We start from the raw sequence: 11,825 nt of genomic DNA on the forward strand, positions 1-11,825 counted from the left end.
ACAAATATTTGCTTACTATGTTAGCATAGTATATATTTGTGATATAACCATTTATAAATGAAAAAAATTTTATTGAGCGTATTACTTTCTGCCCCACTTTGGGTTTTGGGGCAGGGTTTCCAGGTTAATTTACAAGGTCAGAAACAAATTGGTATGGCAGGTGCAGGTTCTGCACTGGCTTTAGATGAGGCTTCTGTATTTTACAATCCCGGTGCAGTAACTTTCTTAGAGAAAAACTCAGTTTCCGCAGGTGTAAACCCATTATTATTTAAATCAGCTTTTAAACAAAGCGGTTCGAATATTACAGAAGATGTAAAAAACAAAATTGCTCCACCATTCGAGTTTTATGCCGTTTGGGGACCAAAATCAAATAAGTGGAAGCTGGGCCTGGGTGTTTATACGCCATTTGGTGGTTTGGTAGATTGGGGCGACAACTGGTCGGGTAAATATGCACTTACCTCATTAAATTTAAAAGCCATTTATTTTCAGCCAACTTTAAGTATTAAAATTACCGATCGTATTGGTATTGGAGCAGGTTTTGTTTATAACCATGGCGATGTAAATCTTCAGAGAGCACTTCCGGTAAACTATCCTGACGGCCGTTCTGGTCATGTTACCTTAGATGGTACCGGAACAGGTTATGGCTGGAATGCAGGTTTATACATTAAAACATTAAGCAACATCTCTTTTGCCATTGTACATAAATCGAAAGTAATTACTAAGTTAGATGGTGGTACAGCAGAATTTGATGTTCCAAAATCTTTAGAAGGATCTTTCCCTCCGGGTAATACCTTTAATGCTGAATTACCTTTACCAGCAACAACCAGCTTAGGTGTAGGTATTCCATTATCGAAAAGTACCGTTTTAGCATTTGATGCAAGTTGGGTTCAATGGCATATTTATAAAGAACTGGCATTCGATTATGCAACAAATACATCAGCTTTGGCTGATACAAGATCGGCGCGTAACTATCGTGATGGCTCATCGTTTAAATTGGGTATTAATCACCAGGCATCAGAGAAATTGGCTTTAAGGGCAGGTGTGGGTTATGCTTTTTCTCCAGTTCAGGATGGTTATGTAACACCAGAAGCACCAGATGCTGACCGTTATATTTTAAGTGCTGGTTTAGGTTATACACCAACAAGCCATTTCGAGGTTAACGCTTCATTCTTCTTCGAAGATGTAAAATCGCGCAAACAGAAAAATATCGAAACAGGCTTGGATGGTACTTTCAAAACTTTGGTTTATGCACCAGGTCTTTCGTTAACTTATAAATGGTAGGAGAAATTACAATGAAGAAATATATATTAAATAGTTTCGTAGCTGCTGCCATCCTTTTTACAGCGGCCTGCAAACCAGAAATAGAAACACCAGCAGGTACAACTGCCGGACAAGCTAATTTTAGCAAATACATCGCTGTAGGTAACTCTTTAACTTCGGGCTTTGCTGATGGAGGTTTATACTTAGAGGGACAAAAAGTAGCTTATCCAAATTTACTCGCTGCAAAAATGGCTTCTGTAGGTGGCGGGGTATTTACCTCTCCGTTTTTTACTGATGATCATTCAAATGGTTCAGGTTATATTGCATTAACCGCACTGGTTAACGGTACCCCAACATTAACACAAGTAACTGATAAACTGGCATATAGAGATGCAGCCAAACATTTAGATAAATACAGCGGCGAAATCCAAAATTTAGGTATTCCAGGTATGCGCGTCGATTTATCTTTCGACCCAACGCTTACTTTTAGTGCAGCCAACCCATATTTCGAGCGTTTGCTAACCGATGCTGAAGTAGGCAAAACCAACTATTTTCAGTTTATACAAAAGAGAAATCATACTTTTTTCTCGCTTTGGTTAGGGAATAATGATGTATTGGGTTATGCAACCAATGGTGCTGTTACCGTAACTGGTGATCCTACTACTGTATTAACAGATAAAGTAACATTTTCATCATTATATTCTAATTTGTTAAATGCTTTAACATCGGGTGGTCAGAAAGGTATCGTAGCAACTATTCCTGATGTAACAGCTGTACCATATTTTAATACCGTTAAAGTATCGCTCCTACTTGCTGCTGCCAAAGCCGCTAATCCAGCTGCGCAGGCTGTTTTCATCCAAACCGGAACAGGTGCCGTGAGGGCAGCAACAGACGAAGATTTAATCCGTTTACCTTTCCAATCGGCTGGTTTGTTTGGCACAGGTGCTATTCCTTATGGTTTACATCCATTAAACCCGATTGCAAATAACTGGGTATTGGATAAGGATGAAGTAATAAAAGTAAAAGATTATGTGAACAGCTACAACAGCAGCATTAAATCTTTGGCTACAAGTAAAGGTTTAGCCATTGCTGATACATACACCTATTTTAATCAGGTTAAAACAGGAATCAATCTTCAGGGAGTTGGCATCAACGCAGCATTTATTACAGGTGGTGCATTTTCTTTAGATGGTATCCATTTAACTCCACGTGGAAATGCAGTAATTGCGAACGTATTTATCGATGCAATTAATGCAAAATATGGTTCTACCATTCCAACAGTTGATATTACGCAATATAGAGGCGTGAAGTTCCCTAATTAATTCTAATATCTTATTTTATATAAAGAGGTTTTAGCTAACAGTTGAAACCTCTTTTTTTATTTTAATTTTTCATTTATAAGGCCAATAATCTGATCTTTTTCATCAGGCTCAAACCAGTTAATCTCCGCATCTCTTCTAAACCAGGTAAGCTGGCGTTTTGCAAAACGGCGGGTATTTTGTTTAATGGCATCTATGGCCTCCTGTAAGGACAACTTCCCATCAAAATAATCGAAAATTTCGCTATAGCCTACCGTATTTAATGCATTATACTGTTTAAATGGTGTTAACGATTTAACTTCTTCCAATAATCCGTCTGCAATCATTTGATCAACCCTTTGATTAATCCTGTTGTATAAAACAGTTCTATCCGTATTTAGTCCGATTTTGATAATGTTAAATGGACGTTCCTTTTTGGTAGCCGATAACATGGATGAAAGTTTTTGCCCGGTTGATAAGAAAACTTCCAGGCCTCTGATCATTCTTTGTGGATTTTGCTGGTCTACTTTTGCAAAATATTCAGGATCTGATTCAGCCAGCTGATTTTGTATAACAGCTAAACCTTCTTCCTCAAATTGTCTGTTTAATTTTTCCCTGATGGATAAATCAATATCGGGCATTTCATCCAAACCATTTAGCAGGGCATTTACATACAGGCCCGATCCTCCAACCATAATGGCTACATCATGCTTTTGAAAGATCTCGTCGAGGATTTTTAAGCCTTCCACCTCAAAATCGCCAGTACTAAACAATTGCGATACTGAGTGTGAATCAATAAAATGATGTTTTGCTGCTGCTAATTCTTCTACATTGGGCTTTGCCGTACCTATAGCCATTTCCTTAAAAAACTGTCGCGAGTCTGCAGAGATAATCTCTGTGGCAAAGTGCCGGGCAATCTGAATAGCCAAAGCCGTTTTGCCTACCGCGGTGGGGCCAACAATAGAAATTAAGGTTTTTTTATGGAGCATAGCGGTATTCGTATAAAATAAAAGCTGTCAATTTTGATTTGACAGCTTTTTGAAAATTAAAATATTATTTCTGATTAATAGTCGTCTTTGTGGCTATCATCTTCAAAGTTATCATTATCCGAAAATTCATCTCCAAACTCATCTTCTTCACTTTCTTCGTCTTCATCCCGTTCTTCCTCGTTGATGCCCATTTCGCCCATGGCTTCAAGTTCATCAGTATCTTCGGGAACAAAGTTCATTTCATTTAAGAAATCAAATTCGCTTGCAGTTGCTGCAGCACCGCGTGGATCAACAGCCGTTGGACTATTTTGCTCCATAATTTTCGGAGCCTCGCCACTGCTTTTAGCTAAAAACGGATATTCGATATTGGGATCGGCATCCAGAATGATTTTTACCAGTTCTACATGGAAATCATAAGGACGGTCGAAATTATAAATGTAATAGAATTTTTGATGCGGATCTTCAATAAAGCCACTTAATTTAGAGTTTTCCATTAAAACTACACGGTCTTTCTTACGTTCGCTTGGTAAATAAGCAATCTCATCACCTTTTAACCAGTTATCGGTGCTTACGTAAAAAGACGAAGATTTTTCGGCATTATAACCTGTAGATCGGTGAATAGCCTTGTGCAGGTCTTCAAATGTTTGGTTTGATTTAATGTCGATCTCTCTCACAACATCATCAAAATCTTCGAAAGTAATTCTAAATTTATAAATAGCCATTATTGTATTTTGGAACCGTAAAAATAAAGTTAATTTATAATTACCACAAACATCAAATGCCATAAAAGGCATCCTGTTTCTGTAGTTTGGGCGATTAAATTATTTATTAACAGGATTTAATCCCATTTGTTTTGCCTGATCGAGCATAAAATTGAATGCTTCCTGATAATCATTTATGATTTCGCCCTCTAGTATAGCTTCGCGGATAGCATTTTTAATGATACCTACTTCTTTGCCCGCTTCAAGTCCGAAAGTCTCCATAATATCGTTACCAGAGATAGGGGGTTGCCAGTTTCTGATTTTATCGCGTTCTTCCACATCTTTCAGCTTTTGTTTTACCAGCTCAAAGTTGTTTCTGTATTTGGTTTTTTTATATTCGTTTTTAGTGGTAACATCGGCGTTGCATAGCAACATCAGGCTTTCAATTTCTTCACCTGCATCAAAAAGTAACCGCCTCACTGCAGAATCAGTAACAATTTCCTGAGCCAGCACAATTGGTCTTAAATGCAGCTGTACCAGTTTTTGCACGTACTTCATTTTTTCATTTAAAGGAAGTTTTAATTGAGCAAAGATCTTCGGCACCATACGTGCACCGCGATCTTCATGCCCGTGAAATGTCCAGCCGTGGCCTTCTTCAAAACGTTTGGTTGCCGGTTTGGCAATATCGTGCAGAATAGCCGCCCAGCGCAACCATAAATCATCAGTATCTGCACAAATATTATCCAGTACCTCCAAAGTATGGTAGAAATTATCTTTATGGCCTTTTCCTTTAATAATTTCCACACCATAAAGCTGTGCCATTTGAGGGAAAATGAGGTGTAATAAACCCGTATCAAAAAGGTGTTTAAAACCCACCGATGGTTTTTTAGACAAGATGATTTTATTCATCTCATCGGTAATGCGCTCTTTCGAAACAATACTAATGCGTTGTTTCTGTGTTTTAATGGCATTAAGCGCAGCCGGATCGATATCGAAATTAAGTTGCGAAGCAAAACGGATGGCCCGCATCATGCGCAAGGGATCATCAGAAAAAGTAATTTCCGGATCGAGCGGCGTGCGGATCAGTTTATTTTCTAAATCTTTAGTGCCATCAAATGGATCTAAAAGCTCACCAAAATGATGGGCATTTAAGTTAATGGCCAGTGCATTAATGGTAAAATCCCTGCGGAGCTGGTCGTCTGCTAAAGTACCATCTTCAACAATGGGTTTACGCGAATCCGATCGGTAAGATTCTTTTCTGGCCCCTACAAATTCAACTTCTAAATCCTGGTATTTGATATTTGCGGTGCCAAAGTTTTTAAATACAGCTACTTTGGTATTTAATTTCCGGCCCACAGCTTCCGCATATTCAATTCCACTGCCCACTATTACCACATCAATATCTTTTGATGGGCGGTTTAAAAATAAATCGCGAACAAAGCCGCCGATTACATAAGCTTCGGTATTGTTCTTATCTGCAATTGTTGATAAGGTTTTAAATATAGGATTTTGTAGGTGAACTCCTAAATCCCCTGAAGGAGACTTGGGGTTCCCTTCGTTTAAATCAGACTGCATATATAAGGGTAATTCATTTGTTCAAAATTAAGCAAAACATTTGGTCGGTAAAGACTATCAACAATTCCAGGCCCGAAAAGAGGTTGGGGTTTATCTGCGGATAAATTCAAACTGCCCGCCCGGAGAAAGTTTCATAATGGTTGATGGTTTTCTGCTGGTCCGGTTTTCCTGCTCAAAATCTACCACATAATCAACTGCATTAATAATTTCGGGATCAATATCATCAAAGAATTTTGGCGAAGGTTGTCCGCTCAAATTGGCAGAGGTTGATACGATGGGTTTCCGGAAACGCTGAATTAATGGAGTACAAAAATCGTGTTTAACAATTCTGATGCCTACACTGCCATCGGCGTTAATTACATTTTGAGCAAGGTTTTTTGCATCCGAAAAAATAATCGTCAGCGGGTTTTCAGCATATTCGATCAGGTCATAAGCCACATCGGGTATTTCGGCCACATAACTTTGCAGTTTGCTATCCACATCTAATAATACAATTAAGCTCTTTTCGGCAGGACGGTTTTTTATTTTAAGCACTTTATCCACGGCTTCAGGATTGGTGGCATCGCAGCCTATTCCCCAAATGGTGTCGGTAGGGTAGAGGATTACCCCGCCCGATTTTAATACTTCAAAAGCTTTGTTAATCTCGTCTCTTAGCATTTTACAAAGTTAATTTATTAAGAGGAAGTTAAATAATGTTAATGTGTATTTCCTGCGGTGTCGGATATTTCTGTCTGACACTCATAAACATTGATAAATGAATTCGTAACATATTCTTTATCATTTATTTATCTCAACACATATGTTTTAAACTAATAATCTGGTATTTTAGTAACAGGTTATTAAATAAATATAAAATGAAACACACACTTAAATGGGGTATGCTGTTTACTATTGTAATGGCATTTACCGGTTGTATCTCCGTGCTTACTGCATCAGATTACGACAGAAAAATCGATTTTTCTAAGTTAAAATCCTTTGCCTATTTCGAAAAGGGAATTGAACGGCTGGAACTGAACAACCTCGACAAACCGCGGATGTTGAATGCTGTAGAAGGCGCCATGCTGAAAAGAGGCTTTAGCAAAACAGATCATCCGGACTTTTTAATCAATGTAGCGGTTTTGAGCAGCATTAAAGCCAGGGCCGATTGGGGTTATAGTGGAGGTGGTTATCAGTGGGATGCAGCTTCATCTTCTTACCAATGGAGAGATTCGCAATTTGGTTCACTCAACACCAGCAAACAATATCAAACGGGTACCATTATCATTGATTTTTTAAATCCTGAAACCAAAGCAATTATGTGGCATGGGGTAGGTTCAGGGTTTAATTTGGATGATTATGAAAACAGGGAAGAGCGAATAAATTTAGCTGTAAAACAGATCTTATCGGAATATCCGCCAATTTATTGATTTCTAGATTTAATCCAATTGTAAAATATTTAGTCTGAGTGATATAACGTCAAAACATAATCAAATAGAAATCGTTCTACAGATAACAATCTGATTGTAAAAAATGTTAAATGATTTGCCGGTTGGTTCCCAAAATCGTTATATTTATGTCAGGTTATTTATACAACAGCGCACAAAATGAGAACAGCACAAAAATTATTAATGCTTTTTACAGTGGTATTGGCATTAGCAGGATGTACAACACTCCGCACCGCATCAGATTACGATAAAAATGTTGATTTAAGCGGATACAAAACTTATAATTTTTACGACAAAGGTATTGCCAGGGTTAAACTGAATAACCTTGACAAACGCAGGCTATTAGCTGCTGTAGAAGCAGAAATGAACGCCAAAGGATTTACCAAATCGGCAAAGCCTGATTTATTGGTGAATTTAGTGGTAGTTGCCAGAGAAAAAACTGACGTTTACGGTCCTGCTTACTACGGTGGCTGGGGTTGGGGCTGGGGCGGCTGGCGAGGTGGCTGGGGCGGCGGAACCTACGTAAACCAATATATCGACGGTACAATCATTATCGATTTCCTGGATCCTGCTAAAAAGATTTTATTCTGGCACGGACAGGGATCAGGTTTTAACCTCGATAACTTTAATAAAAGAGAACAACGTTTATATACAGGCGTAAAAGAAATACTAGCACAATATCCACCAAATGTAACTGCTGCTAAATAAGTTTTAAGGTTAAGATAACAGAAAGGGCTGTTGAATTTTTAAATAAATTCCGGCCCTTTTTCTTTTGCATAATCCTTTCGGATTTAAACCTGACATTCGCGGAAAGCCCGCAATCCGATCTTTTATCGGATGAGGACTTGCAGCATTGGCAGGACTAATATTTAATAATAGCACTGACCCTGCTTTTCAAACAAAAAAAGATTTCGGAAGTTAAAAGATAAATACCTTAAAGGAGGGCTGTATAACAATCTATCAATTGCTGCGTAACAACCGGGCTGTTAAATTTTTGAACAAATTCAAGTCCTTTTTCTTTCATCTGTTTTTGCAACTGCGGACTTTCCAGAATCTGGTTAATGGCTTTTGCCAGTCCATTGGCATCTGTAGGCGAAACGTATAAACTGTTTGGTCCGCCGGCTTCTTCCAGGCACGAGCCTGTAGCTGCAACTACCGGAATACTTGAATATAATGCCTCAATAATGGGAATGCCGAAACCTTCATAAAATGAAGGATATACAAAAACAGTCGCCATTTGGTAAATACCCGGCAGATCGGCAAAAGGAATGTTTTTTAGAAATAAGATCCTGTTTTTAAGACCAAGTTTTTCGATTTCTTTCTCTACCGTTTTAAAATAAGCCGTTTGTTTGCCAATTACCACGAGTTTATATTCCTCACTAACTTCTTTTAAAGCCTGAACAGCCAACTTAAGGTTTTTACGCTCTTCGATGGTGCCAACATTAAGAATATATTTTTCAGGTAGTTTATAGGTGGCCCTGATGCGGCTTAGGTTTTCTATAGCGAAAGGCGTTTTAAAACTATCATCACAACTTTGGTAAATTACTTCGATTTTTTCAGGAGCAATGCCGTACAAATTGATAATATCTTCCTTTGTTTTTTCGCTGATGGCAATGATTTTATTGGCACGTTTACAGGCTGATTTGCTTTTCCACTCGTATAACTTGCGGTCGATAAATTTATAGTATTGCGGGAAACGCAGGAAAATTAAATCGTGGATGGTAACGATTGATTTAATTCTGGTATGCTGTATGGCTAAAGGTATTTCGTGACTCAGGCCATGAAAAATCTGGCAGCCATCGGAATTTAAATCTTTCAGGATATTTAAAGTTCTCCATAAAAAAGGTCCGTTTTTGGGGAGCTTAAGTTCGATATTTTCTTTTTCAAAAAAAGCATCGATCTGTTTGGCAGATTTTACTTTTGGAGCATATACCAGGTACTTATTTTCAGGAAACTGATTTGCCAGATGCTCAATTAACGACCGGCTGTAATTGCCTAATCCGGTTAAGTTATTGGCGGCGCGCTTGCCATCGTATCCTATTCTAAGCCTAAAGCTTAAAGCCGAAAGACCAAAGCTTGATTGCTCAAGTTCAGTACTTTCGGATTTATGATTATGAGTTTCGCTTTCAGCTTTCACCTTTTTGCTTTCAGCTTAAACTGCTACATTATTTTCTCTCAACGCATCGTTAAGCGAAGTTTTCTTATCTGTACTTTCTTTACGTTTTCCGATAATTAAAGCACATGGTACCTGAAATTCGCCGGCAGGGAATTTTTTTGTATAGCTACCAGGAATTACTACCGAACGTGCAGGTACAATACCTTTATATTCAACAGGGGTTGGGCCGGTTACATCGATAATTTTGGTCGATGCTGTTAATACCACATTGGCGCCAAGTACGGCTTCTCTTTCTACTTTAACACCTTCTACCACGATGGCTCTTGAGCCTAAAAAAGCATCATCTTCAATAATTACCGGAGCAGCCTGTACAGGTTCTAAAACACCACCAATACCCACACCACCACTTAAGTGAACGCGTTTACCGATCTGTGCGCATGAGCCTACAGTAGCCCAGGTATCAACCATGGTACCTTCATCAACATAAGCGCCGATGTTTACGTACGATGGCATCATGATTACACCTTTTGCCAAAAACGAACCGTAACGTGCGCTTGCCATAGGCACAACGCGTACACCAGTTGCTTTATAGTCAGTTTTTAATTCCATTTTATCATGGTAAACAAAAGGACCGCTTTTAATTTCTTTCATCTCACGAATCGGGAAATATAAAATTACTGCCTTTTTTACCCATTCATTAATGCCCCAGGAGTTTAAAACTGGTTCAGCAACGCGAATTTCGCCTTTATCTAAACCCTGAATTACGGTTTCGATGGCTTCGCAATAGTTGCTATATTGTAAAAGGGTTCTGTCTTCCCAGGCGGCTTCAATTAATTTCTTTAAATCTGAATACATGATGTTTTTAAATTTTACGCAAAATAAATCAATTTTTGTTTATTAAAGGGCTAATTGTTTAAATTGTTTTGCAGTTAGGTTAACTGGTTAAGCGTTTAAATCGATAGAATGGTTAACTGGTTAAGTGTTTAAATTGGTTAACTGCTGGAATATGCTCCATACAATTAACCGATTAACCAGTTTATACAATTAACCAAATGTGTCGATTAACCAGTTTCTACAATTAACCTTGATTGCGTATTTTTGATCCTTTATGACAGAAACAGAAAAACTTAGGATAGATAAATATTTATGGGCGATCAGGTTATTTAAAACCCGAAGCCTGGCTACTGATGCCTGTAAAGCCGGAAGGGTAAAACTGAAAGGCCAGAATATTAAACCTTCGGCCATTGTAAAAGTTGGAGAGGTTTATCAGGTATCGAAAGGGATAGAGAAAAAAATTATCGAGGTGGTAGAACTTTCGTATAACAGAACCGATTCGCCAACTGCATTAACAAAATACAAAGATTTAACACCTGTTGAAGATACGCATGCCTTTAAATCGATGTTCCATGCACCAAGCTTAAAACGTGATAGGGGTACAGGCCGGCCAACCAAAAAAGACCGTCGCGAAACAGACGATTTGATTGGAGGAATGTTTGAAGAAGAGTAGTTGTTAGTCCAGAGTCTTGAGTCCAAAGTCGGTAGTCTGTTCTACTCATGATTATAGACTCGAAACTAAAATACTCAAATCCCTTTCTCAAGCCGGAAATCGCTGGTCGGCTCATGACTCAAGACTATAGACTGAAGACTAAAATACCTCATCCGGTAACTCATCATTGCCGTTTTGCCTAGTTTTTCGATCAGTTTATAATTTGCAACGGCTCCTACCGCTGCGCCAATAAAAGGTAGCATTTGTGCAAGTTTCGCTAAGTCGATATAATCGCGGTATTGTTGCTGAAAGGTAAGCCAGTCAAATTCATCAATGTTGGTAGGGAGCTGATGTGCTGTATTATCCCAGTTTTGCATTTTCAAAAACACATTCTGGCTTTCCTCCTTACTCGAAAAGGCCAGTTGAAAAATGTGCAGAATGTATAAACGTTCGCGGTAATCTTTCACATCATATCCGTAAACTGCGGCAATATCAAAAAGCATTTTCATTTTTATACCCAATAACAATGGAAAGTCGGCAAGGCTCATTAAAAAGCCGCCAGCACCGGTAATTCCACCTTCTGCAGCACCCGTTTTTTTGTAATTATCTATTTTTTGCTTCACCAATGTTTCGCGGTGCATTAAAGTTAAATCGGTAACGGGTTTCGATGTGGTAAATGTGGATCCAAAAAGAACTGCCTTTACCATTTGTTTAATGGCGGTTGTAATGGCATTATGAACCTTGTCGGGGATATAACTGTTTATTTTCTTCTGAACTTTATCAGTCACTTTATTAAAAATAGAAGGTTTCTGTAAAGTTTTAAACTTCCAGAAATCCAGTTCACTGTTTATTTTTTCTTCGTAGGTCATGTTCATTACCCTGCAATAATTATTCCTTAAAATTTACACGAATTAACTATGAAAAAAGAATAATAAACTATATATTTAGTTTACCTAATTAAAACTTAATCCTTTCA

The 11,825-nt window shown here is 38.2% G+C and carries 12 protein-coding genes; 5 read left to right on the forward strand and 7 right to left on the reverse strand.

The window, feature by feature from the left end:
* The first annotated feature begins 57 nt into the window (after nt 1-57).
* Nucleotides 58-1,281, forward strand: coding sequence for an OmpP1/FadL family transporter (locus ABD769_RS03090; protein WP_344849306.1), 1,224 nt, complete (start codon nt 58-60; stop codon nt 1,279-1,281).
* Between the two features lie 11 nt (nt 1,282-1,292).
* Nucleotides 1,293-2,582: an SGNH/GDSL hydrolase family protein gene (locus ABD769_RS03095; protein WP_344849308.1), complete on the forward strand. Its 1,290-nt coding sequence runs from the start codon at nt 1,293-1,295 to the stop codon at nt 2,580-2,582.
* Nucleotides 2,583-2,638: 56 nt separating this feature from the next.
* On the opposite strand, the gene miaA is transcribed toward ABD769_RS03095, so the two are convergent.
* The 4 genes from miaA to ABD769_RS03115 all read right to left on the reverse strand — a co-directional run bounded on the left by miaA (nt 2,639) and on the right by ABD769_RS03115 (nt 6,480).
* Nucleotides 2,639-3,547, reverse strand: a complete 909-nt coding sequence (miaA, locus tag ABD769_RS03100; RefSeq protein WP_344849310.1) for a tRNA (adenosine(37)-N6)-dimethylallyltransferase MiaA — start codon at nt 3,545-3,547, stop codon at nt 2,639-2,641.
* A gap of 74 nt (nt 3,548-3,621) precedes the next feature.
* A complete protein-coding gene (locus ABD769_RS03105) occupies nt 3,622-4,269 on the reverse strand; it encodes an IS1096 element passenger TnpR family protein (RefSeq protein ID WP_344849312.1) in 648 nt (215 codons plus the stop codon).
* A 99-nt stretch (nt 4,270-4,368) separates the two neighbouring features.
* Entirely contained in the window at nt 4,369-5,823 is a 1,455-nt protein-coding gene (locus ABD769_RS03110; RefSeq protein ID WP_344849314.1) for a CCA tRNA nucleotidyltransferase, read from the reverse strand.
* Between the two features lie 90 nt (nt 5,824-5,913).
* A complete protein-coding gene (locus ABD769_RS03115; RefSeq protein WP_344849316.1) occupies nt 5,914-6,480 on the reverse strand; it encodes an L-threonylcarbamoyladenylate synthase in 567 nt (188 codons plus the stop codon).
* 197 nt (nt 6,481-6,677) lie between these two features.
* Between ABD769_RS03115 and ABD769_RS03120 the strand changes: the two genes are divergently transcribed.
* Nucleotides 6,678-7,229 carry a DUF4136 domain-containing protein gene (locus tag ABD769_RS03120; RefSeq protein ID WP_344849317.1) on the forward strand — a complete coding sequence of 184 codons (552 nt, stop codon included), beginning with the start codon at nt 6,678-6,680 and terminating at the stop codon, nt 7,227-7,229.
* A gap of 177 nt (nt 7,230-7,406) precedes the next feature.
* Nucleotides 7,407-7,955, forward strand: coding sequence for a DUF4136 domain-containing protein (locus ABD769_RS03125; RefSeq protein WP_344849319.1), 549 nt, complete (start codon nt 7,407-7,409; stop codon nt 7,953-7,955).
* A 226-nt stretch (nt 7,956-8,181) separates the two neighbouring features.
* Here the strand turns inward: ABD769_RS03125 and ABD769_RS03130 are convergent, their stop codons facing one another.
* Both ABD769_RS03130 and ABD769_RS03135 read right to left on the reverse strand, forming a co-directional pair.
* A complete protein-coding gene (locus tag ABD769_RS03130; protein WP_344849321.1) occupies nt 8,182-9,384 on the reverse strand; it encodes a glycosyltransferase family 4 protein in 1,203 nt (400 codons plus the stop codon).
* A 15-nt stretch (nt 9,385-9,399) separates the two neighbouring features.
* The gene (locus ABD769_RS03135; protein WP_344849322.1) at nt 9,400-10,218 is read right to left on the reverse strand and encodes a 2,3,4,5-tetrahydropyridine-2,6-dicarboxylate N-succinyltransferase; all 819 of its coding nucleotides are present in this window, start codon (nt 10,216-10,218) and stop codon (nt 9,400-9,402) included.
* A 253-nt stretch (nt 10,219-10,471) separates the two neighbouring features.
* Between ABD769_RS03135 and ABD769_RS03140 the strand changes: the two genes are divergently transcribed.
* Nucleotides 10,472-10,870 carry an RNA-binding S4 domain-containing protein gene (locus ABD769_RS03140; protein WP_316824998.1) on the forward strand — a complete coding sequence of 133 codons (399 nt, stop codon included), beginning with the start codon at nt 10,472-10,474 and terminating at the stop codon, nt 10,868-10,870.
* A gap of 74 nt (nt 10,871-10,944) precedes the next feature.
* Here the strand turns inward: ABD769_RS03140 and ABD769_RS03145 are convergent, their stop codons facing one another.
* On the reverse strand, nt 10,945-11,718 hold the full coding sequence (locus tag ABD769_RS03145; protein ID WP_344849326.1) for an EcsC family protein: 774 nt from the start codon (nt 11,716-11,718) through the stop codon (nt 10,945-10,947).
* Nucleotides 11,719-11,825 lie beyond the last annotated feature (107 nt).

The organism is Pedobacter jeongneungensis (assembly GCF_039538295.1).
Classification (GTDB): domain Bacteria; phylum Bacteroidota; class Bacteroidia; order Sphingobacteriales; family Sphingobacteriaceae; genus Pedobacter; species Pedobacter jeongneungensis.